21 protein-coding genes, 1 pseudogene and 2 riboswitches are annotated in these 23,729 nt (G+C 46.6%); of the genes and pseudogenes, 21 read left to right on the plus strand and 1 reads right to left on the minus strand.

Translation table 11 applies throughout. The annotated features are described in order from the left end of the window. Positions 1 to 97 precede the first annotated feature (97 nt). The 21 genes and pseudogenes from P3X63_RS03800 (at position 98) to purD (ending at position 22,976) form a co-directional block, all read left to right on the plus strand. On the plus strand, positions 98 to 1,360 hold the full coding sequence (locus P3X63_RS03800; RefSeq protein ID WP_026589704.1) for an ATP-grasp domain-containing protein: 1,263 nt from the start codon (positions 98 to 100) through the stop codon (positions 1,358 to 1,360). Next, on the plus strand, positions 1,323 to 2,591 hold the full coding sequence (locus tag P3X63_RS03805) for an ATP-grasp domain-containing protein (protein ID WP_077735368.1): 1,269 nt from the start codon (positions 1,323 to 1,325) through the stop codon (positions 2,589 to 2,591). The genes P3X63_RS03800 and P3X63_RS03805 overlap by 38 nt, the downstream gene beginning before the upstream one ends. Then, the gene (locus P3X63_RS03810; RefSeq protein WP_026589703.1) at positions 2,542 to 3,432 is read left to right on the plus strand and encodes an isocitrate lyase/phosphoenolpyruvate mutase family protein; all 891 of its coding nucleotides are present in this window, start codon (positions 2,542 to 2,544) and stop codon (positions 3,430 to 3,432) included. Before P3X63_RS03805 ends, P3X63_RS03810 begins: the two co-directional genes overlap by 50 nt. A 47-nt stretch (positions 3,433 to 3,479) precedes the next feature. Further along, complete coding sequence (locus P3X63_RS03815; RefSeq protein ID WP_236251156.1) at positions 3,480 to 4,688, plus strand: pyridoxal phosphate-dependent aminotransferase; 1,209 nt, start codon at positions 3,480 to 3,482, stop codon at positions 4,686 to 4,688. A 65-nt stretch (positions 4,689 to 4,753) separates the two neighbouring features. Continuing rightward, positions 4,754 to 5,981 (plus strand): annotated as a pseudogene (locus P3X63_RS03820) (MDR family MFS transporter). Positions 5,982 to 6,316: 335 nt separating this feature from the next. Then, positions 6,317 to 6,418: riboswitch (purine riboswitch) on the plus strand. Positions 6,419 to 6,551: 133 nt separating this feature from the next. Continuing rightward, complete coding sequence (locus P3X63_RS03825) at positions 6,552 to 7,874, plus strand: NCS2 family permease (protein ID WP_026589700.1); 1,323 nt, start codon at positions 6,552 to 6,554, stop codon at positions 7,872 to 7,874. A 213-nt stretch (positions 7,875 to 8,087) separates the two neighbouring features. Then, positions 8,088 to 8,843, plus strand: coding sequence for a hypothetical protein (locus P3X63_RS03830; RefSeq protein ID WP_026589699.1), 756 nt, complete (start codon positions 8,088 to 8,090; stop codon positions 8,841 to 8,843). A 264-nt stretch (positions 8,844 to 9,107) separates the two neighbouring features. After that, the gene (locus tag P3X63_RS03835) at positions 9,108 to 9,662 is read left to right on the plus strand and encodes a DUF2179 domain-containing protein (protein WP_077735367.1); all 555 of its coding nucleotides are present in this window, start codon (positions 9,108 to 9,110) and stop codon (positions 9,660 to 9,662) included. After that, positions 9,662 to 9,859, plus strand: coding sequence for an NETI motif-containing protein (locus P3X63_RS03840; protein ID WP_026589697.1), 198 nt, complete (start codon positions 9,662 to 9,664; stop codon positions 9,857 to 9,859). Before P3X63_RS03835 ends, P3X63_RS03840 begins: the two co-directional genes overlap by 1 nt. A gap of 79 nt (positions 9,860 to 9,938) precedes the next feature. Next, a riboswitch (purine riboswitch) is annotated at positions 9,939 to 10,040 on the plus strand. A gap of 135 nt (positions 10,041 to 10,175) precedes the next feature. Continuing rightward, complete coding sequence (gene purE, locus P3X63_RS03845; protein ID WP_026589696.1) at positions 10,176 to 10,664, plus strand: 5-(carboxyamino)imidazole ribonucleotide mutase; 489 nt, start codon at positions 10,176 to 10,178, stop codon at positions 10,662 to 10,664. Next, positions 10,657 to 11,799 carry a 5-(carboxyamino)imidazole ribonucleotide synthase gene (gene purK / locus P3X63_RS03850; protein WP_077735456.1) on the plus strand — a complete coding sequence of 381 codons (1,143 nt, stop codon included), beginning with the start codon at positions 10,657 to 10,659 and terminating at the stop codon, positions 11,797 to 11,799. The genes purE and purK overlap by 8 nt, the downstream gene beginning before the upstream one ends. Continuing rightward, a complete protein-coding gene (gene purB / locus P3X63_RS03855; RefSeq protein ID WP_077735366.1) occupies positions 11,796 to 13,091 on the plus strand; it encodes an adenylosuccinate lyase in 1,296 nt (431 codons plus the stop codon). The genes purK and purB overlap by 4 nt, the downstream gene beginning before the upstream one ends. A gap of 74 nt (positions 13,092 to 13,165) precedes the next feature. Next, positions 13,166 to 13,882 carry a phosphoribosylaminoimidazolesuccinocarboxamide synthase gene (purC, locus tag P3X63_RS03860; RefSeq protein WP_077735363.1) on the plus strand — a complete coding sequence of 239 codons (717 nt, stop codon included), beginning with the start codon at positions 13,166 to 13,168 and terminating at the stop codon, positions 13,880 to 13,882. 1 nt (position 13,883) lies between these two features. Beyond that, positions 13,884 to 14,138 carry a phosphoribosylformylglycinamidine synthase subunit PurS gene (gene purS / locus P3X63_RS03865; RefSeq protein WP_026589692.1) on the plus strand — a complete coding sequence of 85 codons (255 nt, stop codon included), beginning with the start codon at positions 13,884 to 13,886 and terminating at the stop codon, positions 14,136 to 14,138. Then, positions 14,135 to 14,818 (plus strand): phosphoribosylformylglycinamidine synthase subunit PurQ, encoded by a 684-nt coding sequence (gene purQ / locus P3X63_RS03870; protein ID WP_077735362.1) that lies wholly within the window; start codon positions 14,135 to 14,137, stop codon positions 14,816 to 14,818. The genes purS and purQ overlap by 4 nt, the downstream gene beginning before the upstream one ends. Continuing rightward, positions 14,802 to 17,030, plus strand: a complete 2,229-nt coding sequence (purL, locus tag P3X63_RS03875) for a phosphoribosylformylglycinamidine synthase subunit PurL (protein ID WP_026589690.1) — start codon at positions 14,802 to 14,804, stop codon at positions 17,028 to 17,030. Before purQ ends, purL begins: the two co-directional genes overlap by 17 nt. Beyond that, positions 17,006 to 18,436, plus strand: a complete 1,431-nt coding sequence (gene purF / locus P3X63_RS03880; protein WP_026589689.1) for an amidophosphoribosyltransferase — start codon at positions 17,006 to 17,008, stop codon at positions 18,434 to 18,436. The genes purL and purF overlap by 25 nt, the downstream gene beginning before the upstream one ends. Before the next feature lie 97 nt (positions 18,437 to 18,533). Beyond that, on the plus strand, positions 18,534 to 19,574 hold the full coding sequence (gene purM / locus P3X63_RS03885) for a phosphoribosylformylglycinamidine cyclo-ligase (RefSeq protein ID WP_026589688.1): 1,041 nt from the start codon (positions 18,534 to 18,536) through the stop codon (positions 19,572 to 19,574). Continuing rightward, positions 19,571 to 20,158, plus strand: coding sequence for a phosphoribosylglycinamide formyltransferase (gene purN / locus P3X63_RS03890; protein ID WP_077735360.1), 588 nt, complete (start codon positions 19,571 to 19,573; stop codon positions 20,156 to 20,158). The genes purM and purN overlap by 4 nt, the downstream gene beginning before the upstream one ends. Further along, entirely contained in the window at positions 20,155 to 21,693 is a 1,539-nt protein-coding gene (gene purH, locus P3X63_RS03895; RefSeq protein ID WP_077735359.1) for a bifunctional phosphoribosylaminoimidazolecarboxamide formyltransferase/IMP cyclohydrolase, read from the plus strand. Before purN ends, purH begins: the two co-directional genes overlap by 4 nt. A gap of 14 nt (positions 21,694 to 21,707) precedes the next feature. Further along, the gene (purD, locus tag P3X63_RS03900) at positions 21,708 to 22,976 is read left to right on the plus strand and encodes a phosphoribosylamine--glycine ligase (protein ID WP_277692481.1); all 1,269 of its coding nucleotides are present in this window, start codon (positions 21,708 to 21,710) and stop codon (positions 22,974 to 22,976) included. Between the two features lie 43 nt (positions 22,977 to 23,019). Here the strand turns inward: purD and P3X63_RS03905 are convergent, their stop codons facing one another. After that, positions 23,020 to 23,658, minus strand: a complete 639-nt coding sequence (locus P3X63_RS03905; RefSeq protein ID WP_306291997.1) for a TetR/AcrR family transcriptional regulator — start codon at positions 23,656 to 23,658, stop codon at positions 23,020 to 23,022. Positions 23,659 to 23,729 lie beyond the last annotated feature (71 nt).

Consider the following 23,729-nt stretch of genomic DNA (forward strand, 5'->3'; position numbering starts at 1 on the left):
AATGTTGAGCGTCATTTTTTACCTTCTGCATTCAGTGCTTCAGGTTCAGGATAAGGTTTTTGAAATGGAGAAAAAAATACTGAAAGAGGCTCAAAGGATGAACAAACATATTTTATTTTTTAATGCTACTTATATTAAGAAAATTTCTACTCTTGAGACTGCTAAAGACTTAGGCTTAAAGGTTTCTGTTGTTGGGCCAGAACTTCCAGGTTGGTCGCACCCGTTGGTTGATCATTACATTTGCGCAAATACTTATCAGATGGATGAGACCATACCTGTTCTGAAGGAAGCGGCCAAAGAAAATCCTTTTGACGGAGTCATTACATTTTGGGATAGAGATGTGGTGCCTGTGGCGGTGACTGCCGAAGAATTTAACCTGAAGGGCAGTCCGGTGGAAGCGGCGGAACGGGCCCGGAATAAATGGAAGATGCGTCATTGTTTAAACCATGCACAAGTTCCGCATCCAAATTATCACAGGTTTACAAATTGGAACGAATTATATCATGCCAGCGTTGAGATGGAATACCCCTTAATCATTAAGCCTGTGGGTGCTTCTGCAAGCAAAGGCGTGTTCCGAATAGAAAAGCCGGAAGATTTATATCACGCCTATCAGGACATGTTAAACGCTGCGATTCCAGAAAATGATAAAATGTTTTCTTTTTATCAAAACGAGTATCTGGTTGAAGAGTTTATGAATGGACAAGAAGTCAGCATTGAGGGAGTAATTTCCGATGGAGTCATTCACTTTGCAGGTGTTACAGAAAAATGGACGGATCGGTATTTCGAAGAATACCAGCATGCATTTCCCGCCAGGCTGTCGGAAGATGTCGAACGTGAATTGTTCAATATCACCAGTGATGGGATAAAAGCTTTGGGGCTGGATCATTGTGGTTTTCATGCCGAGATCATGATCACAGAAAAAGGATGTAAGATTATAGAGATCAATGGTCGTCTAGGTGGCGACTTTATTACTACACATTTGGTTCCTCTAGCCAAAGGTATAGATATAACACGCGCAAACCTATTGGCGGTATTAGGAGAAAAAATAAGCTTTGTAGCTTCGAAAAGAAGAGCTGCCTGCGTCCGATTTTTGATTGCAGACCGTGAGGGTGTGATAGAAAAGTGGGAAGGTGTTGAATCGATCAAAGACATGCCTGGGGTCGTTGAATTTGTTTTAGAAAAACAACAGGGCGATAATGTTGGCCTGCCGCCTGAAAAATTTCATGATTCCCGGATTGCTTATGTCATCACAGAAGCCGAGGATACAGAAAAAGCGATCACATATGCTGAAGATGCTTTATCCAAAGTGAGGTGTTTCATCAATGGAACGGAAGAGACTGTTCCTGGTCGGGATTCCTGAAACACATATCGAAAGGGCCATTAAGCGGGCTAAGCAACTTGGTTTTGACGTCATATTGGGAGATACAGAAGCTTCATTGAAAAATTATGAGCATTTAATAAAGGAAGCTGATCAAAAAATCGTTTTAGATTATACGAATGATGAGAATCTGTTCTCAGTCGCCAAAGAGATCCATGACAAAGAGCCATTAGATGCCATATTTACTTTCAAAGAAGCCGGTTTATTCAATGTATCTAAACTTCAGCAAGCCTTTCATTTGAAAGGAAATCCTCCGTCTGTGGTACAAGCTTGTCTTGATAAATATAAAACGCGGCAGCTTTTAAAAAAGGCGGGACTATGCTCTCCTGGTTTTAAATTGTGCAGGAATGTGGAAGAAGTATATGATTTTTGGCACAAATCTGAACATCCTATCATTTTAAAGCCGAGATCTCGGCAAGGTAGTGTGGGTGTTATTAAAGTTGAGAAACAAGAAGACATAGAGGCGTGTTTTAAAGAATGTTCAAAGCATGACGATGAGGAATCAATATTAGCTGAAGAGTTTATAGAAGGACAGGAAATTTCTATAGAAGCCGTTGTCTGCCAAGGCAAGGTCGGAATATTTGGTGTAACCGAAAAGCAGCTTTATCCTGGAACGTTCGTGGAATTGGGGCACATATCGCCTTATCAAGGTCAAAAAAAATATCAGGACTTTTATAAGGATCTGGTCATGGAAGTCGTTCATGCTGTTGGGATCGTATTTGGCCCCTTGCATATTGAGGGATATCACACAAATAAAGGATTTGTGGTAGGTGAGGTGCACACCCGCTATGGCGGAGACAACATAGTGACCATAACCGAAATCGCCATGAAATGTGATATGCACACACCTATTTTTGCTGAACTGGCGGGCGTCCCATATCAACCGGAAAGTAAGCTTGCCCAAAATGAAGTGTGCGCCGTTCGCTTTTTAGAAACGAATCAAGGGGTTGTAAGCGCGATCGAAGGACTAGGTGAGCTGAAAAGGATGGGGAATTTAGTCGATTTTCATATAAATTGCAATGTTGGTGATACGATCGGGCCGATCAAAAACAGCTACGATAGAGCAGGATGGGTGATTGTAAAGGGGAAAAATGAGCGAGAAGTCAATGACGCATTACATAATGCGGTTGACAAGATAAAAATAATCATAGGTGAAGGGGAGAATGATGATGAGAAACAGAAAATCAGCTATTTTGAGGAACGCTTTAAATAGTCAAGGATTGGTGAAAGTAGCGGGAGCTCATGACGGCTTAAGCGCTAAATTAGCAGAGAAAAACGGATTTAATGCCATATGGGCAAGCGGTTTGGGAATCTCTGCTGTGCAAACTGTACCTGATGCCAGTATATTAACGATGACTGAATTTCTTGAAGCTGCCGTTATTATGAATGAATCATGCAATTTGCCGGTCATAGCAGACTGTGATTCTGGATACGGGAATATTCATAATGTCACCCGCATGATCAAAAAATATGAAGCTGCCGGTATTGCCGGGGTTTGTATTGAAGATAAAGTATATCCGAAATTAAATTCATTTGACGATAGACAACAGCTTCTTGTCAGTACTGAAGAATTTTGCGAAAAAATTAGAGCCGCAAAGATGGCTCAGCAAAATGACGATTTTGTATTGATTGCGCGTGTCGAAGCTTTAATTGCTAAATTGGGTCAAGAAGAAGCTTATACAAGAGCAAAAGCATATGTTCAAGCGGGAGCAGATGCGATTTTAATTCATTCAAAAGAACAATCGCCTGATGAGATTATTGAATTTGTTAACAATTGGGATGTTGATGCACCGTTGGTTGTGGTTCCGACTAAATATCCGACGCTCTCAATGGAACAGTTGGAGGAATTGGGAGTGAAGGTTTCCATCTATGCCAATCAGGCTTTGCGTGCTTCTGTTAAGGCTATAAATGATACATTCGAAAGCATTATTAACAATAAATCTTCTTTGCAGGTTGAAGAAGACATAGTGAGTGTCAAGGAAATATTTGATATTCAAGACGTACCGGGGATGAAGCAGCTCGAGCGTTTGATCCATAAACAGCCGGCTACTTAAGGTTTTCTATTCTGACTTTTTAGCATGTCCATATATAAGAACTGGAGGTGTTCCGATTGAATAAAAGATTATCTGACAGAGTCATGAATATCAAACCTTCGGCTACAATGTCATTAAATGCCAAAACGAAAATGATGATAAAAGAAGGTAAAGATATGATTAATATGAGTGTAGGTGAACCGGATCTTCAGCCGCCATTAAAAGCTTCACATGCAGGAATCCAAGCGATAGTGAATGGCCAAACCGGATATACACCGGCAACAGGACTGATTGAATTAAGAGCATCCATTGCACAATACTTGTTGCATGAACGTGGAATTAAGTACAGTCCGAATCAAATTATTGCATCAGCCGGGGGAAAACAGCCGTTATATAATGTTTTTCAAGCAATTTGTGATCAAGGTGATGAAGTGGTTCTCCCATCCCCTTACTGGGTGTCTTATCCAGAGCAAATCAAACTGTCGGGAGCAGTGACTGTAATTGTAAGATGTGATGAAACGACTGATTTTAAAATGACGCCGGAGAAGCTTGCAGCAGCGATTTCCCCTAAAACAAAAGCTGTCGTTATTACATCTCCTAATAATCCGACAGGGTCCGTTTATTCTGAAGACGAATTGAAAGAGATCGGAAATGTGTTAAAGGATTATAAGAACATTTTTATTATTTCTGATGAGATCTACGATCAGTTTGTGTACGAGGGCAAGCATGTCAGCTTGCCGTTCCTTTTTCCCGAATTACAAGACCGGACTATCTTAACGAATGGTTTTTCTAAAGTGTTTGCAATGACTGGATGGCGGCTTGGATATATCGCTGCCCCGGCGGATATAGCAGAAGCAATTGCCAGCTTTCAAAGCCATGCTACAGGTAGCCCGTCAACGATTTCTCAATATGCGGGCATAGCGGCTTTAAACGGTTTTGATCAGTCTCTGGTCGAAGAATACAAAAAGAGACGTGATCTGTTGGTCGAGGGTTTAAATCATATTCAGGGTATCCGCTGTGCCAAACCAAATGGGGCCTTTTATGCATTTCCGAATGTTTCGCGATTTATCGGAACAACATATGAAGATCAAACAATCGTTGATGCGGAGACATTTTGCCATCTGCTGCTGGAAAAACAGCATGTTTCAGCTGTTCCCGGTACAGCATTTGGAGAGCGTAATAACATCCGCTTGAATTTTGCAATTCCAAAGGATCTTATTACAGAAGCGTTGAAAAGAATAAAGAACTTTACAACTCAGCTGGCCATTAAGGTATAACAGGCCGGCATCCAAAACACTCCTTCTAATCAGCACCTAATGTTCAGGCAGGTGGTTTTTTTAAAATGAAACAATTCAGGATTCATTCGGTGGGCTGGAATATCATTTTGGGAACATTGTTTAGCAGAATGTCAGTTTCAATGAGCATTCCTTTCCTTTCTATATTACCTTACACAAGTCAAAGGTGTATCTCCAGCTTTGACCGGCATCATTGTATCGGTAAGTTCTCTGGCTGGGATTGTAATGAGCTTTTACGGAGGCTATTTATCGGATCTTTTTGGCAGAAAAATTGTGATGATAACATCTGTATTTTGTTGGGCATTTGTTTTTGTGAGCTTTGTTTTTGCGGATAGTGTACTTGCATTTTTTGTCATCAATGTGCTTAACGGGCTGTGCCAATCAATCTTTGAACCGGCATCTAGAGCCTTGTTATCAGATATAAGCAAAGAAGAAAACCGTTTGAAGATGTTTAATTTGCGATATACTGCGATCAATATAGGCGTGGTTTTTGGACCGCTTATAGGCCTTCGTCTGGGAGCCGCCAAAACGGCTCTCCCTTTTCTGATCGCAGGTCTTACATATTTTCTTTACGGTCTGTCCCTCATATTTTCATTTCGGAAATTTAACATAGGTGAGAATAACCGAAAAGAAGATAAAACGACGATTGCTACGGCTTTTCATGTGATAAGAAAAGACAAAGTGTTTCTTATCACATTATTTGGAGTGATTTTATCAATATCCGGATACGCACATTTTTCCACAACATTGCCCCAATATTTTGCCGCAAAAATGGAGGATGGGGTGACCGTATTTTCATGGCTTTTGGTTCTGAATGCAATTGTTGTTTTGCTCGTTCAATATCCGATTGTGAATACCATGAAAAAGTTTCCGCCGATTCATTCAATTATTCTGGGGAATATATTGATTAGTTTCAGTTTATTATTCTTTTCATTTTCAGTTAATCCAGTCATATGGGGTATTATCGTTATATTTTTCACAATAGGGGAAGTTTTGATTTTTTCAATGGTTGATATGTTGGTGGATGAAATTGCAAAACCAGGTTTAAAAGGAACATATTTTGGGGCAACAGGCTTTAACCGTTTAGGAAATGTGATTGGCCCATGGCTGGGCGGTTTTCTTCTTTCCTATTTTGGGGTGAACGGGTCTATTTATATATTCTTCATCTTGTTTGTAACGACAGCCTCGGGAATTCCAGCTTTATTTTTGGCCAAAAAGCATCTTGATCAGAGCAGACGTTCAAATGCCGATGTTACAGAATCACATAGAATGTAAAATGAAGTCTTTAAACATTGGTTTAAAGGCTTTTTTTCTTGGAACACCAAGAAAGTGGAAAATGAAATTGATTCTTCGTGAGACAGGAAGGATATTTTCACTGACGGCAAAGAGGTTACCATTTATCTTATTCGGATAAGACTCTGTTAATTTTAAAAGAATAGCTTTAAACCGTTTGGTAAACAGTCTAAAGCGCTTTTGGTCTGTTCTGGCTTTTTTTATGATAACAAGTACATCGGTAAGAATATGGAAAAATAGCGAACGAAGAGAATATTATTTGTATTAATGTTCGTTTTTTGTATTGTGTTCCGCGTTAGGTATTGTTACAATAGTATAGTAATTCAAAAAAGACTTGTCGTATAATCATGGGGATATGGCCCATAAGTTTCTACCAAGCTACCGTAAATAGCTTGACTACGCTTGTATACACTATTTTGTTCGTGAAAAATACATTTTTTCAGTATGAAATATGCCGTAGTCAAGCGTCCCGCCAATTGGGGCGTTTTTTGTTTAAATACAAAGCTTTATGAAACAATAAAAACGACAGAAAATCGAGAGGAGTATACCATTTTGAAGCGTTACTTTCAGTTTGAAGAATTGGGTACGAACTATCGGAGAGAAATGATTGGCGGACTCACCACATTTTTGTCCATGGCATATATTTTGATCGTCAATCCGCTCACACTTTCGCTGGCATCTGTGCAAGACTTTCCCGATGCTTTGCGAATGGATCAAAGCGCCGTTTTCACGGCTACGGCTGTTGCGGCGGCCATCGGCTGTTTTGTGATGGGGATATTAGCCAAATATCCGATTGCGCTTGCGCCGGGAATGGGGCTTAACGCGTTCTTTGCTTTTTCTGTTATTTTAACGATGCAGATTCCATGGCAGACGGCGCTGGCCGGTGTTATGGTTTCCGGTCTTATTTTCATCGTTCTTTCCCTGTCAGGGCTGAGGGAAAAAATCATCAACTCGATTCCGTATGAGCTGAAAATGGCCGTCGGGGCGGGAATCGGGCTGTTTATCGCTTTCGTTGGTCTGCAAGGTTCAAAAATTATCGTTGCCAATCCCGATACAGTGGTAGCTCTTGGAAATATTCATTCAGGCCCTGTTCTGCTGACTGTATTTGGCTTGGTCATTACCGTCATTTTAATGGTCCTCCGCGTCAATGGCGGGATTTTCTTCGGAATGCTGATCACAGCCGTTGTCGGCATGATGTTTGGCCTGATTGACGTGCCTGAGAAAATCGTTGGCGCTGTTCCGAGTCTTGCGCCGACATTTGGACAGGCTTTTATGCATCTTCCTGACGTTTTTTCGATCCAGATGCTCGTTGTTATTTTAACGTTTTTATTCGTCGACTTTTTTGATACTGCCGGTACATTGGTTGGTGTTGCCTCACAGGCCGGTTTGATGAAAGACAACAAGCTGCCGCGTGCAGGCCGGGCATTGCTTGCCGATTCGACTGCGACCGTTGCCGGAGCAATCCTCGGAACGTCGACAACGACGTCATATATCGAATCTAGCGCCGGGGTTGCTGCCGGGGCAAGATCCGGTTTCGCAGCGGTTGTCACGGGTGTGCTGTTTTTATTGTCGCTGTTCTTTTCACCGGTTCTCAGCGTCATCACTTCGAATGTGACAGCGCCCGCTTTAATCATCGTCGGTGTGCTGATGGTGGCGAATCTCAATAAAATTGAATGGAGCAGATTTGAAATTGCTGTTCCCGCCTTTTTAACGATGATCGCGATGCCGCTGACTTACAGCATCGCCACAGGGATCGCCATCGGATTTATTTTCTATCCGATCACGATGATCATGAAAGGCAAAGCGAAAGACATCCATCCGATTATGTACGGACTGTTTGTCGTGTTCATCTGTTACTTTATTTTCCTGAAATAAAAAGGAAGCGGAATAGCCCTCGTTTACACGGGGGCTTTTTTTATGTGGAAAAAAATGAAAAGTGGAACCTTTGATTCTTGTTTTTCGTCATATATAAAGGCGGCAGCACTTATGATAAGAATGGGTTTGGCTTGACTGTTTTAAACAGCTTATGTAATTTATATAAGTGCTTTTCATTGATGTAAAGCTTTTGAATAGATAGGAGTTGCTTATATGATTGAAGAACAGCATAAAAGAAATGAAGAAGATATAGAACAAGAACCCGCATCACGGATGTCGAGAAATGCGCGGAAGACGAGGAAAAGCAAGGAGCCAAATCCATCGGCGTCAAAAGCCAAAAGGATTCTCCAAAGCGTCATTGCTGCTTTGTTCCGCTATTTCAGCTTTGTGCTTGATGTCTTGAAATCTCCTGTACGTGCAGCAGATGAGCATGACCGGACTTATTTTAAATATTCCGTTATTTCGATGATGCTTTTGGCTGTCTTCTTTTCCCTCGGAAACTTTTATCAGCTTCTGGCGGGCAGGGGCAGGGTTCTCGGCTTCGGTGTGAATGTGCCGTTTTTTGAAGTGTTTTTTGTTGTTTTCCTATACTGCATGATCTTCATGTTCTGGGTGGTCGCGGCCATCTGGGCTGCAGCAAGGTTTATGATGAGGGTTAACATCTCTTTTTATGAAACGGCGGCGAAATTCGGTTCTCTTTTAGTACCGTTTATCATACCCGCGGCTTTCTGGATGATTTTTGCGATCATCAATTTTACAACGATGACGGTGATTTTGTCGATTTTGATGTTTTTGGGGCTGACATTCGGCGCATTTGTGCTGATTCAATCGGTTTATGAAAAAAGCGATAAAAAGCGGGCGGATTTGATGTACTGCGTCTTCGCGGTTTTGCTGATTGAATTGGTATTTGTCGGCGCAACATGGAAATTCATGGCCGGCTATTTGCTGTCATCGCTTATTCCGGTTTAATCGACTAAAGCTGGTTCCTATGGAACCGGCTTTTTTTTATGGTGATCACAGTTCACTGAACCCATATGACCGGGCGATTGCGTGCGCCTTTTTATCGGCGGAAAAGATTTGAATCGGCTTGATTAAGGGTAAACTGAATCGTATGCGGGCCGGCTTTTGCGATTGTCGAAAAATTTTGTGGTGAAGCAGGGCCATTACAGGATTGTATACGCTGAATTTCTCTAGTAGAATATGATTGCTTTCGATCTAAAGGAGGGATTGCAAATGCTTCACACGGCATTTATACACGCTGTGAGTATGGTTGGCATTATTCTGGTTATCAATATTATATATGTAACATTTTTAACCCTTCGAATGATACTGACACTAAAAGGTCAGCGGTATCTGGCCGCTTTTATCGGGACAATTGAAATGCTGGTTTATGTCGTCGGGCTTGGACTGGTTTTAGATAATCTAAATCAAATCCAAAACGTGATCGCTTATGCAGTCGGATTCGGGATAGGCATCATCGTCGGCACAAAAATTGAAGAAAAGCTCGCATTGGGCTATATTACAGTCAATGCGATTACGAAAGAGCTCGATCTTGATCTTCCGAAACAGCTTCGGGAAAAAGGCTACGGCGTCACCCACTGGGTCGTCGGCGGACTTGAAGGAGACAGAACGGCGATGCAAATTTTGACGCCGAGAAAGTATGAGCTGCAATTGTACGAAACCATCAAATCAATCGACTCGAAGGCGTTTATCATTTCCTATGAACCGAAAACGATACACGGCGGCTTCTGGGTCAAAGCCGTAAAGAAAAGGAGAATTAAAGAGTGATGACAAAGCCGAAGAAAAAACGCTTTGAAGTGGCGGAAGGGGAAACGATCGACACCGTGTTGAACCGGATGCAGCAAGAAGGCTACACACCGGTTCGCCGGATGGAGGAACCGGTATTCAAAGAAAAGAAAGAAAATGGAACGATTCAGGCCGTTCCGTGCGGAAGAAAAATTATATTTGAAGGGAAATTACTCTAAACCCGAACATTAAAACAACAAAATATACTATCGTTCGATAATGTCGTTGACATTATAACAGTCCGTTGTTAAGATAAACATGACATGAAAACACGAACCTCATATAATCTTGGGAATATGGCCCATAAGTCTCTACCCGATGACCGTAAATCATCGGACTATGCAGGAAAGTGGACAATAAACTGACATGGAAAACGCGGAGAAGCGGACTAACTGACGATACACGCGCCATGCCCGGTTTGTGTTGCTTCCTACAAATGCAATACATGCCGGGCTTTTTGTTTGCAAAAAAGACAGCTAAAGGTGGGACAATAATATGGAGCCTCTTGTTGGCGTTATTATGGGAAGCACATCCGACTGGGAAACGATGAAGCATGCTTGCGGCATACTCGAGGAACTTGGGATTCCGTTTGAAAAAAAGGTCGTGTCCGCGCACCGGACGCCTGATTTAATGTTTGAATATGCCGAACGAGCGCGGGAGAGAGGCTTGAAAGTGATCATCGCCGGAGCGGGGGGCGCCGCTCACCTCCCGGGAATGGTCGCAGCCAAAACGACGCTGCCTGTTATCGGCGTCCCTGTCCAGTCAAAGGCCCTGAACGGCATGGATTCGCTTTTATCGATTGTGCAAATGCCCGGAGGCGTTCCGGTGGCAACCGTTGCGATCGGAAAAGCCGGATCGGTCAACGCCGGTCTGCTTGCGGCACAGATGATCTCCGCTTTTGATGAGAAAATAGCTCGCGTTTTGGATGAGCGAAGAGAACACACTCGACAAACCGTTTTGGAAAGCAGTGATCAGCTTGTATAAACAGACGATTTTCCCTGGTGCAACAATCGGTATTATCGGCGGCGGACAGCTTGGAAAAATGATGGCGGTCGCCGCAAAACAGATGGGATATAAGATCGCGGTGGTTGACCCGGTACCTTCTTCGCCTTGCGGACAGATCGCCGATATTGAAATCACCGCGGCTTACAATGATAAAGAAGCGATAAAGAAGCTGGCCGAAGTGAGCGATGTCATTACCTATGAATTTGAGAACATCGACTATGACGCCTTGAACTGGCTAAAGGAAAATGCTTATCTTCCTCAGGGAAGCGAGCTTTTGCTCCTTACGCAAAACAGGGAGACGGAGAAAAAAGCGATTGAATCAGCAGGCTGCAAAGTGGCGCCGTACAGGATCATTCGCGATGATGCTGAGCTTGAAGCAGCCGTGGCAGAGCTCGAGCTTCCCGCAGTGTTGAAAACATGCCGCGGCGGATATGACGGAAAAGGCCAGCATGTGATCAAGAGTGAGGCGCAAATCAAAGAGGCTGCCGCTCTCTTGCAGCATGGTACATGCATTTTGGAAAGCTGGGTTCCTTTCAAAATGGAATTGTCCGTCATCGTGACGAGATCTGTAAATGGAGAAACAGCCGTATTTCCCGCAGCCGAAAATATCCATAAGCACAACATTTTGTTCCAAAGCATCGTCCCGGCAAGAATCGATGATGCAATTCAGGAAAAAGCCGCATCACTCGCACTTAAGCTTGCGGAGAAGCTTCAGCTCGTCGGAACGCTTGCTGTCGAGCTTTTCCTAAAGGAAGACGGCGGGCTGCTCGTCAACGAGCTTGCGCCGCGTCCGCACAATTCGGGCCATTATACACTCGATCTGTGCGAAACAAGCCAGTTTGAACAGCATATCCGGGCTGTTTGCGGACTGCCGCTCGGGAAAACAGACCTTCTCAAAGAAGGGATGATGGTCAACCTGCTTGGTGATGAAGTGTACATGGCAGAAGAAGACCCGGAGCTTTTAAAAGAAGCAAAGCTTTATATATACGGAAAACATGAAGTGAAACAAGGCCGCAAGATGGGGCATATCACATTTTTAAGAAAACCCGATCAGGAATGGATCGAGAGCATCACCGAAAAGTGGATCGAAAGAGATGGAGGACGAAAACAATGATCGAACGTTATTCAAGACCGGAAATGGCCGCGATTTGGACGGATGAAAACAGATTCAAAGCATGGCTTGAAGTTGAAATTTTGGCATGTGAAGCATGGGCGGAGCTTGGCGTGATTCCGAAAGAAGATGTGAAGGTTCTGCGGGAAAACGCGTCATTTGACATCAACCGCATTTTCGAAATCGAGCAGGACACACGCCATGATGTCGTCGCCTTTACCCGCGCCGTGTCCGAAACGCTTGGCGAAGAGAAAAAATGGGTTCACTACGGACTCACTTCAACAGATGTTGTCGATACCGCTCTTTCCTACCTATTAAAACAGGCGAACGACATTTTGCTCAAGGATCTTGAGAGATTTATTGACATCTTAAAAGAAAAAGCGACAGAACATAAATATACGGTGATGATGGGGCGAACACACGGCGTGCACGCAGAACCGACGACATTCGGTTTGAAGCTTGCTCTCTGGTATGAAGAAATGAAACGCAACCTCGAACGCTTCAAGCAAGCGAAAGAAGGCATCGAAGTCGGCAAAATCTCAGGTGCCGTCGGAACGTACGCGAACATCGACCCATTCGTTGAACAATACGTATGTGAGAAGCTCGGCCTAAAAGCTGCGCCGATATCCACACAGACACTGCAGCGTGACCGCCACGCCGACTACATGGCCGCCCTTGCGCTGGTGGCGACAAGCATCGAGAAATTCGCCGTTGAGATCCGCGGCCTGCAAAAAAGCGAAACGCGCGAGGTAGAGGAATTTTTCGCAAAAGGCCAAAAAGGTTCATCCGCGATGCCGCATAAGCGCAATCCGATCGGCTCGGAAAACATGACGGGAATGGCCCGCGTCATCCGCGGCTACATGCTGACGGCTTACGAAAATGTACCGCTTTGGCATGAGCGCGATATTTCCCATTCATCAGCGGAGCGCATCATTTTGCCTGATGCAACGATCGCGCTGAACTATATGCTGAACCGCTTCGGCAACATCGTCAAAAACTTGACCGTGTTCCCTGAAAACATGAAGCGCAACATGGATCGTACACTCGGCTTGATCTACTCTCAGCGCGTCCTTCTCGCTCTCATTGACACCGGCATGGCGCGTGAGGAAGCGTATGACACCGTGCAGCCGAAAGCGATGGAAGCATGGGAGAAACAAGTGCCGTTCCGCCAGCTTGTCGAAGCTGAGGAAAAAATTACGTCCCGACTGTCTCCGGAACAAATTAACGACTGCTTTGATTACAATTACCACTTAAAAAATGTCGACTACATTTTTGAACGTTTAGGCTTGGCATAGAATAGACCGCCCGCTTTTACAGGCGGGGGTCTAACTGCTTAAATATTTCCAACATTCGGGTTAGGAGGCCTTCTGTGAATATTGCGAAAAATGAACTTTTATACGAAGGAAAAGCGAAAAAGATTTACCGGACGGATGATGACAACACTTTGTTTGTCGAATACAAAAACTCAGCGACGGCTTTTAACGGAGAAAAAAAAGCCGAGATTGACGGAAAAGGCCGTTTAAATAACGAAATTTCCAGCCTGATTTTCACAAGGCTTCACGAGAAGGGAATCAACAACCACTTCGTTGAACGAATTTCTGAAACGGAGCAGCTCATTAAAAAAGTGACGATCATCCCGCTTGAAGTCGTTGTCCGCAATGTCGTTGCCGGAAGCATGTCCAAAAGGCTCGGCATTCCGGAAGGCACGGAGCTGGGGCAGCCGATTATCGAGTTTTACTACAAGGATGACGCGCTCGGCGATCCGCTGATCACAGAAGACCATATCCGGATTTTAAAAGCGGCTGAGCCTGAACAGGTGGAGAAAATCAAATCGATTACGAGACAGGTAAACGAAGAGCTGCAGACGATTTTCGCGGCTTGTGATGTCAGATTGATAGATTTCAAGCTTGAGTTCGGACTCGATGCTATGGGTGAGGTTCTGCTGGCCGACGAGATTTCCCCGGATACGTGCCGGCTTTGGGATAAAGAAACGAATGAAAAGCTTGATAAAGACGTGTTCAGAAGAAATTTAGGCGGATTGACTGATGCATACGAAGAAATTTTCAAAAGACTTGGAGGCATGTAATATGTACAAAGTGAAAGTGTATGTCAGCTTAAAAGAAAGTGTCCTAGATCCTCAAGGGAGTGCCGTCCAGCATGCTTTGCACAGCATGTCCTACAAAGAAGTTCAGGAAGTCCGCATCGGAAAATACATGGAGCTTTCCATCGAAAAATCAGACCGCGACCTTGACGTTCTCGTCAAAGAAATGTGCGAAAAGCTTTTGGCAAACACGGTGATCGAAGACTACAGATATGAAGTTGAGGAGGTTGTCGCACAGTGAAATTTGCGGTGATTGTATTGCCGGGCTCAAACTGCGATATCGATATGTACCACGCCATTCAAGATGAGCTCGGTGAAGAAGCTGAATACGTCTGGCACACGGAAACAAGTCTTGACGAATACGACGGCGTTCTGATTCCCGGAGGCTTTTCATACGGCGATTATTTAAGATGCGGCGCGATCGCCCGCTTCGCAAACATTATGCCTGCCGTCAAAAAAGCGGCTGAAGAAGGAAAGCCGGTGCTCGGGGTCTGCAACGGATTTCAAATTTTGCAGGAGCTCGGACTTCTGCCGGGTGCGATGAGACGCAATAAAGATTTGAAATTTATTTGCCGCCCGGTTGAACTGATCGTGCAAAACGATGAAACGCTGTTTACATCTTCTTATGGAAAAGGGGAATCGATTACGATCCCTGTCGCACACGGCGAAGGAAACTTCTATTGTGATGAAGAAACGCTTGCAAGATTAAAAGAAAACAACCAGATTGCTTTCACGTACGGAACGAATATCAATGGAAGCGTCGACGATATTGCCGGCGTCGTCAATGAAAAAGGCAATGTATTAGGCATGATGCCTCACCCTGAGCGCGCTGTCGACTCTCTGCTCGGAAGCGCCGACGGTCTTAAGCTGTTTCAGTCTATCGTGAAAAATTGGAGGGAAACTCATGTCGCTACTGCTTGAACCAAGTAAAGAACAAATTAAGGAAGAGAAACTCTATCAGCAAATGGGTGTCAGCGATGACGAGTTTGCCATGATTGAATCAATCCTTGGAAGGCTTCCAAACTATACGGAAATCGGGGTTTTTTCGGTCATGTGGTCAGAGCATTGCAGCTACAAAAATTCAAAGCCGATCCTGAAAAAGTTCCCGACTAAAGGCGAGCGTGTTCTGCAAGGTCCGGGAGAAGGCGCTGGGATCGTCGATATCGGCGACAACCAGGCGGTCGTCTTCAAAATCGAATCGCACAACCACCCGTCAGCGATCGAACCTTATCAGGGAGCGGCTACAGGCGTAGGCGGCATCATCCGCGACGTCTTCTCAATGGGCGCTCGTCCCATCGCTGTTTTGAACTCTCTTCGGTTTGGTGAACTCACTTCACCGCGTGTGAAGTACTTGTTTGAAGAAGTAGTCGCAGGCATCGCCGGCTACGGCAACTGCATCGGCATCCCGACCGTCGGCGGGGAAGTCCAGTTTGACAGCTGCTATGAAGGCAATCCGCTTGTCAATGCGATGTGTGTCGGCTTGATCAACCATGAAGACATTAAAAAAGGGCAGGCGAAAGGCGTCGGCAACACCGTCATGTACGTCGGTGCCAAAACGGGACGCGACGGCATCCATGGCGCAACCTTCGCCTCAGAGGAAATGTCTGATACTTCAGAAGAAAAGCGCTCAGCGGTTCAAGTCGGCGATCCGTTTATGGAAAAGCTGCTTCTTGAAGCGTGCCTTGAAGTCATCAAATCCGACGCTCTAGTCGGTATTCAGGACATGGGTGCGGCCGGACTGACAAGCTCCAGCGCGGAAATGGCGTCCAAAGCCGGTTCCGGCATCGAAATGAACCTTGACTTGATCCCGCAGCGGGAAACAGGAATGACACCTTACGAAATGATGCTTTCCGAGTCCCAGGAGCGCATGCTGCTCGTCATTGAGCGCGGCCGTGAACAGGAAATCATCGATATCTTCGACAAATATGACCTTGAAGCGGTAGCCGTGGGCCGGGTGACAGACGATAAAATGCTCCGTCTTTTCCATAATGGCGAAAAGGTCGCCGAGCTTCCGGTCGATGCGCTGGCAGAAGAGGCACCTGTCTACCACAAGCCTTCAACGGTTCCGGCATACTACAAAGAGTTCCTTGAAACAGACGTCCCTGCTCCACAAGTGGATGATGCGAAAGAAACGCTTCTCGCACTTTTACAGCAGCCGACGATTGCGAGCAAGGAATGGGTTTATGACCAATACGACTATATGGTGCGCACAAATACGGTCGTCGCTCCTGGCTCTGATGCGGCGGTTCTCAGAATCCGCGGCACGAAAAAAGCGCTCGCGATGACGACGGACTGCAATGCCCGCTATTTGTACCTCGATCCGGAAATCGGCGGGAAAATCGCTGTCGCTGAAGCCGCGCGCAATATCGTCTGCTCGGGAGCCGAGCCGCTCGCGGTCACAGACAACCTCAATTTCGGAAACCCGGAAAAGCCGGAAATCTTCTGGCAAATTGAAAAAGCGGCTGACGGCATCAGCGAGGCGTGCAATGTCTTAAGCACACCAGTCATCGGCGGAAACGTCTCCCTTTACAATGAATCGAACGGAAGTGCGATCTATCCGACGCCTGTCATCGGTATGGTCGGACTGATCGAAGATACGGCACACATCACGACACAGCAGTTCAAAGCAGCCGGCGATTTGATTTATGTCATCGGAGAAACGCTTCCTGAGTTTGCCGGAAGTGAGCTGCAAAAGCTGACGGAAGGAAAGATCTATGGAAAAGCCCCTGCGCTTGATCTCGAGGTTGAAGAGGCGCGGCAAAAAGCGCTCCTCAAAGCGATCCGTTCAGGGCTTGTCCAATCAGCGCACGACGTCTCAGAAGGCGGACTCGGTGTAGCGCTTGCCGAAAGCGTCATGTCTGCTGACGGCCTTGGCGCCGAAGTCGCACTTGCAGGCGAGCCGGCTTTATTATTCAGCGAATCACAATCACGATTCATCGTATCAGTGAAAAAAGAAGACCGTGAATCTTTCGAAAAGCTCGTGAAAGACGCCGTCCCTATCGGTGAAGTAACATCAGACGAAACGCTTGTCATCCAAGGTCAGGAAGGAAAACAATGGATTCATGCGCAGACGGAAGAGCTGAAAAGCGCGTGGAAAGGAGCTATCCCATGCTTGCTGAAATCAAAGGCTTAAATGAAGAATGCGGCGTATTTGGGATTTGGGGGCATGATGAAGCACCGCAGATTACGTACTACGGACTCCACAGCCTTCAGCACAGAGGTCAGGAAGGCGCCGGGATTGTGGCGACGGACGGGCAACAGCTGTCCGCCCACAAAGGGCTGGGGCTGATCACAGAAGTTTTCCAAAACGGCGAGCTTGAAAAAGTGAAGGGAAGAGGGGCGATCGGCCATGTCCGCTATGCAACGGCGGGCGGTGGCGGCTTTGAAAATGTGCAGCCGCTCCTGTTCCATTCGCAAAATAACGGCAGCCTGGCGCTGGCGCACAACGGCAACTTAGTGAACGCCAGCCAACTCAAGCAGCAGCTTGAAAATCAGGGAAGCATTTTTCAAACGTCTTCTGATACGGAAGTGCTCGCCCACTTAATTAAAAGAAGCGGGCACTTCGAGCTGAAAGATCAGATCAAAAACGCTCTTTCCATGCTGAAAGGCGCTTACGCTTTCTTGATCATGACGGAATCGGAAATGATCGTCGCCCTTGATCCGAACGGCCTCAGACCGTTATCAATCGCCATGCTCGGCGACGCGTATGTCGTCGCCTCGGAAACGTGCGCCTTTGATGTGGTCGGCGCGACCTATTTGCGCGATGTTGAACCTGGGGAAATGCTGATCATCAATGATGAAGGCATGAAATCTGAACGGTTCTCCATCAACATCAACCGCTCGATCTGCAGCATGGAGTACATTTATTTCTCAAGACCGGACAGCAATATTAACGGAATCAATGTCCACAGCGCCAGAAAGAACCTGGGCAAAAAGCTGGCCGAAGAATCCGGCGTTGAAGCGGATGTTGTCACAGGTGTCCCGGATTCCAGCATTTCGGCGGCAATCGGCTATGCCGAAGCGACAGGCATTCCTTACGAACTCGGACTGATCAAAAATCGCTATGTCGGCAGAACGTTTATTCAGCCGTCACAGTCGCTCAGAGAACAAGGCGTCAGAATGAAGCTTTCCGCGGTGCGCGGTGTCGTTGAAGGCAAGCGCGTCGTCATGGTAGATGATTCCATCGTGAGAGGGACGACGAGCCGCAGGATTGTGACGATGCTGCGCGAAGCCGGAGCGACGGAAGTGCACGTCAGAATCAGCTCTCCGCCGATCGCCCATCCGTGCTTTTACGGAATCGATACATCGACGCACGAAGAACTGATCGCTTCTTCGCATTCAGTGGAAGAAATCCGTCAGGAAATTGGCGCCGATACGCTGTCCTTCTTAAGCATTGAAGGGCTCCTTTCCGGAATCGGCAGAAAGTATGAAGACGAAAACTGCGGCCAGTGCATGGCCTGCTTTACGGGAAAATACCCGACGGAAATTTATCAGGATACTGAACTTCCGCACGTGAAAGAAGCCGTGTTGACAAAATAAAGTGCCTGGTGAAATGAATAAAGGGCAGCTCTTTGATTGCTGCTCTTTTGAAATTGGAAAGTATAAATCGACAAGTGCGGAATAAGGAGTGATTGTGATGTCTGAAAGCTATAAAAACGCCGGGGTTGATATTGAGGCGGGCTATGAAGCCGTAAAACGGATGAAAAAACACGTCGAACGGACAAAGCGCATCGGTGTGATGGGTTCTCTCGGCGGATTTGGCGGGATGTTCGACCTGTCGGAGCTTCCTTACAAAAAACCGGTGCTCATTTCCGGAACGGACGGCGTCGGGACGAAGCTGAAGCTGGCTTTTGCAATGGATAAACACGATACGATCGGCATCGACGCCGTGGCCATGTGTGTCAACGATGTACTGGCTCAAGGCGCTGAGCCGCTCTTCTTTCTCGACTATCTTGCACTCGGAAAAGCAGATCCGGCCAAAATCGAAGAGATCGTAGGAGGCGTTGCCGAAGGCTGTGTGCAGTCCGGATCGGCGCTAGTCGGCGGGGAAACGGCGGAAATGCCGGGGCTTTATACCGAAGATGAATATGATATCGCCGGTTTTGCAGTTGGCGCCGCGGAAAAGGACGGGATCGTAACAGGCGAAAAGATTCAGGAAGGGCATCTTTTAATCGGGCTCTCTTCAAGCGGTCTTCACAGCAACGGCTTTTCACTCGTGCGGAAAGTTCTTCTTGAGGATGCCGGCTTGAGCCTCTCTGAAACATATCCACCTTTTGAACGGCCTCTTGGCGAAGAGCTTTTAGAGCCGACAAAAATTTATGTCAAACCTGTGCTTGAAGCGGTCAAAACAGGGAAAGTCGACGGCATGGCCCATATCACGGGCGGCGGTTTTTATGAAAATCTGCCGAGGATGATGCCCGACGGCCTTGGCGTTGAAATCGACAACGGCTCATGGCCCGTTCCTCCCGTCTTCCCGTTTATTCAGGAAAAGGGCGGTTTGAAATCAGAAGAAATGTTCAATGTCTTCAACATGGGAATCGGCTTTGTGCTGGCGGTCAAAGAAGAGCATATGACAGACATCATTCAAACGCTCGAAAACAATGGAGAAAAAGCATACTTGATCGGCCGGGTGAAAAGCGGAAGCGGCGTGACGTTTGGCGGTGCCGGACTTTCATGAAAAAATTTGCGGTTTTTGCATCAGGAAGCGGAACGAATTTTGCAGCGATCTTAAAGAAGATGAAAGAAGAAAACTGGGATGCCGAAATCGTGCTTGTCGTCTGTGACAAGCCGCAGGCGAAAGTGCTTGAAAGAGCGGAAGAAGCCGGAATCCCGTCATTTGCCTTCCAGCCGAAATCGTTCGAAAACAAAGCGGCTTTTGAACAGATCATCGTCGAACAGCTGCGTCTCCACGGGGCGGAGTGGATCGTACTGGCGGGTTACATGAGGCTGATCGGTGACACGCTTCTTTCGGCATACCGGAACAAAATCGTCAACATCCATCCGTCGCTCCTCCCGGCTTTTCCGGGAATTGACGCGATCGGACAAGCGTACAGAGCCGGTGTGAAAGTAGCCGGAATCACAGTTCATTATGTTGATGCAGGCATGGATACAGGACCGATCATCGCTCAGCGGGCCCTTGAGCTTGAAAAAGACGAAACATTGGAATCCCTGGAAGAAAAGATTCACAATTTGGAACACGAACTTTATCCGGAAGTCATCAAAGAGCTTCTTGAACTAAATGGCAGAGGTGAGAAGGAATGACGATCAAACGCGCATTGATCAGCGTATCTGATAAAACAAACATTGTCCCTTTTGTAAAAGAATTGACAGAGCTTGGCGTTGAGGTAATTTCTACAGGCGGCACGAGCAAACTTCTTCAGGAAAACGGTGTTGATGTCATCGGCATTTCTGAAGTGACGGGCTTTCCGGAAATCATGGACGGCCGTCTGAAAACCCTTCATCCGAATATTCACGGCGGGCTTCTTGCCGTCCGCGGCAATGAAAAACATATGGCTCAGCTGAATGAACAAGGAATCAAGCCGATTGACCTTGTGGTCGTCAACCTATATCCATTTAAAGAAACGATCTCAAAAGAAGGCGTCACTTACGAAGAAGCGATTGAAAACATCGATATCGGCGGACCGGGCATGCTTCGCGCCGCGGCGAAAAACCACCAGGATGTGGCCGTCATCGTCGATCCCCGCGACTATAGCCCTGTATTGAACGACATTAAGGAATCAGGCGGCGTCTCCCTTGAGAAAAAACGCGAGCTTGCGGCGAAAGTATTCCGCCACACGGCGGCATATGACGCCTTGATCGCAGACTATTTAACAAATGTGACAGGTGAAAAAGAGCCAGAGCAGTTCACCGTGACATTCGAGAAAAAACAATCGCTCCGCTACGGGGAAAACCCGCATCAGGAAGCTGTTTTTTATCAAAGCGCCATCCCTGTGAAAGGATCGATCGCTTCAGCGAATCAGCTGCACGGAAAAGAGCTTTCCTACAACAACATTAAAGACGCGGATGCCGCGGTCCAAATCGTCCGTGAATTCTCAGAGCCGGCAGCCGCTGCCGTCAAGCATATGAACCCGTGCGGCGTAGGCACAGGAGAAACGATTGCAGAAGCGTTCAACAAAGCGTATGCAGCTGATCAAACATCGATTTTCGGCGGGATTATCGCCCTTAACCGCGAAGTCGACAAAGCGACGGCTGAAGTGCTTCAGCAAATCTTCTTGGAGATCATCATTGCCCCTTCATTCAGCGAAGAAGCGCTTGAGATTTTAACGTCCAAGAAAAACCTCCGTCTGCTCACACTCGATGTCAATCAGCCTGTCAAAAACGAAAAGCAGCTGACATCTGTTCAAGGCGGGCTTTTGATTCAGGATCTGGATATGCACGGTTTTGATGACGCCGAGATTACGATTCCGACAAAAAGAGAGCCGACCGAACAGGAATGGGCCGATCTGAAGCTTGCCTGGAAAGTCGTCAAACACGTCAAATCAAACGCCATCGTTCTCGCAAAAGACGACATGACGATCGGCGTCGGCGCCGGGCAAATGAACCGTGTCGGCTCCGCAAAAATCGCGATCGAACAGGCCGGCGAAAAAGCGAAGGGCAGCGCGCTCGGATCAGACGCATTTTTCCCGATGCCTGATACGGTCGAAGAAGCGGCTAAAGCCGGTGTGACGGCGATCATTCAGCCGGGCGGTTCGGTGCGTGATGAAGATTCGATTCAAAAAGCGGATGAATACGGAATTGCGATGGTGTTCACCGGAATCCGCCATTTCAAACATTAAGGGGAGTGACCAGTGTGAATGTATTGATTATCGGTAGAGGTGGAAGAGAGCATACACTCGCCTGGAAAGCGGCGCAAAGCCCTCTTGTCGGCACCGTCTACGCGGCGCCCGGAAATGACGGAATGGCCGGGACGGCCGAACTCGTTGATCTTGATGAAGGAAACCACAAGGGACTCATCGCTTTTGCAAAGGAAAACAACATCGGACTGACGATCGTCGGTCCTGAGGTCCCTTTGATTGAAGGTCTTGTCGATGAATTTGAAAAAGCGGGCTTGCCGGTATTCGGCCCTTCCGCCAAAGCCGCGGAGATCGAAGGCAGCAAACAGTTTGCGAAAGATCTGATGAAGAAATATCAGATTCCCACAGCCGAATACGACACATTTACATCATTTGATCAAGCGAAAGCCTATGTCGAAGCCAAAGGCGCGCCGATTGTCATTAAAGCGGACGGGCTTGCCGCCGGAAAAGGCGTCACAGTCGCGATGACAGAGGAAGATGCGATTCAGTGTTTGCACGACTTTCTCGAAGACGAAAAATTCGGCGAAGCCAGCGCATCCGTCGTTATCGAAGAATTTTTAAGCGGTGAAGAGTTTTCACTGATGGCTTTTGTCAAAGGTGAAAAAGTGTATCCGATGGTAATCGCACAGGATCACAAGCGGGCTTTTGACGGAGACAAAGGCCCGAATACAGGGGGGATGGGCGCCTATTCTCCTGTGCCGCAGATTTCCGACGCGGTCGTCGGGGATGCCGTCAAAACAATCCTTGAGCCCGCCGCCAAGGCGATGGTCAATGAAGGACGTTCGTTTACGGGCATCTTATATGCCGGCTTAATGCTGACCGAAAAAGGAACAAAAGTGATCGAATTCAACGCCAGATTCGGTGATCCGGAGACACAGGTCGTCCTCCCGCGCCTTGAATCAGACCTTGTGCAAGTGATGCTTGATCTGTTGGAAGACCGCCAAGTCGAGCTCAAGTGGAAAGACACGGCGGCGGTCACCGTCGTCCTCGCATCCGAAGGCTACCCGGAAAGCTATGAAAAAGGCACACCGATCGGTGCCTTGACACCGGTTGAGGAAGAGACGGTCGTCTTTCATGCAGGAACGAAAAAAAGCGGCGGGCAGTTTGTGACAAACGGCGGCCGCGTCGCCAATGTCACGGCGTTTGCCGATACGTTTGAAGCCGCAAGGGAAACAGCCTATAAAGCAGTAAAACAAATTGCCAAGCCGGGGCTCTTTTACCGGACGGATATCGGTTCGCGCGCTTTGAAAGCCGCGCAACAATAAACATGAAGAGAGACAAAATGGGAAGCGCATTTTGTCTCTTTTTTTATATCGGCTTTTTTTGGATCAGGCTGATCATGGATTCCGCCATAAATTCCGGTGTATAAGGCATTCCGTTTTCAAGCCACCATGCCGCCGTACCCGCATAAGCGGAAATCACGAACTGCCGCTGAATGTCCAAGGGCACTGTATGTTCAACTTCACCGGCTGCAGCTTTTTTAATGCCCGTCAAAAAGCTGTCATTCCAAAAATCCTGAAGCAATTCCTTAATATTCAGTTCATACCGTCTGTTCATGATGATCGTAAAATCAGGGCTGTTCTTTTTTAAATGCTGATAGAAACGCAGCACATACCAGTACGCTTCGGGCTTGTCCCCGGAGAGCTCAGCATCAAGGGGCGAGAAAATCTCTTTTTGCATGGCTGCAAACATCTCGCTCACATTTTGGAGCAGCAAATCATATTTGTCTTGGTAATGCTGATAAAATGTCGTTCGATTCAAGTTTGCCTGTTTTGTAATGTCCTGTACGGATATCTTTTCCCATTCTTTTTCAGCAAGCAGGTGAAAAAGGGCCATTTTTAAACGGTTTTTCGATTGCGTCACCCGCTTGTCCCCGCGGTAGCTGTCCATCAAGCCTCCTCCTCCGAACTTTTTCGACACTTCTTTCTCATCTGTTGGTTGAATCATCCAGCTGATTCTTTTAATTTTAAACTAACATATTTGTAAAAATGAATCAGCTAAACAAAAGAAGGAGTGAA

The sequence above is a fragment of the Bacillus sp. HSf4 genome (assembly GCF_029537375.1).
Classification (GTDB): Bacteria; Bacillota; Bacilli; order Bacillales; family Bacillaceae; genus Bacillus; species Bacillus sonorensis_A.

Excerpts from the sequence above, each read along its gene's own strand:
- purB (WP_077735366.1), top strand. The coding sequence starts at position 11,796 with ATGATCGAACGTTATTCAAGACCGGAAATGGCCGCGATTTGGACGGAT.
- purF (WP_026589689.1), top strand. The coding sequence starts at position 17,006 with ATGCTTGCTGAAATCAAAGGCTTAAATGAAGAATGCGGCGTATTTGGG.
- P3X63_RS03905 (WP_306291997.1), bottom strand. The coding sequence starts at position 23,658 with ATGATTCAACCAACAGATGAGAAAGAAGTGTCGAAAAAGTTCGGAGGA.
- P3X63_RS03805 (WP_077735368.1), top strand. The coding sequence starts at position 1,323 with ATGGAACGGAAGAGACTGTTCCTGGTCGGGATTCCTGAAACACATATC.
- P3X63_RS03835 (WP_077735367.1), top strand. The coding sequence starts at position 9,108 with ATGCTTCACACGGCATTTATACACGCTGTGAGTATGGTTGGCATTATT.
- P3X63_RS03830 (WP_026589699.1), top strand. The coding sequence starts at position 8,088 with ATGATTGAAGAACAGCATAAAAGAAATGAAGAAGATATAGAACAAGAA.
- P3X63_RS03810 (WP_026589703.1), top strand. The coding sequence starts at position 2,542 with ATGATGATGAGAAACAGAAAATCAGCTATTTTGAGGAACGCTTTAAAT.
- purN (WP_077735360.1), top strand. The coding sequence starts at position 19,571 with ATGAAAAAATTTGCGGTTTTTGCATCAGGAAGCGGAACGAATTTTGCA.
- purM (WP_026589688.1), top strand. The coding sequence starts at position 18,534 with ATGTCTGAAAGCTATAAAAACGCCGGGGTTGATATTGAGGCGGGCTAT.
- purH (WP_077735359.1), top strand. The coding sequence starts at position 20,155 with ATGACGATCAAACGCGCATTGATCAGCGTATCTGATAAAACAAACATT.
- purS (WP_026589692.1), top strand. The coding sequence starts at position 13,884 with ATGTACAAAGTGAAAGTGTATGTCAGCTTAAAAGAAAGTGTCCTAGAT.
- P3X63_RS03800 (WP_026589704.1), top strand. The coding sequence starts at position 98 with ATGAACAAACATATTTTATTTTTTAATGCTACTTATATTAAGAAAATT.
- purL (WP_026589690.1), top strand. The coding sequence starts at position 14,802 with ATGTCGCTACTGCTTGAACCAAGTAAAGAACAAATTAAGGAAGAGAAA.
- P3X63_RS03840 (WP_026589697.1), top strand. The coding sequence starts at position 9,662 with ATGACAAAGCCGAAGAAAAAACGCTTTGAAGTGGCGGAAGGGGAAACG.
- purE (WP_026589696.1), top strand. The coding sequence starts at position 10,176 with ATGGAGCCTCTTGTTGGCGTTATTATGGGAAGCACATCCGACTGGGAA.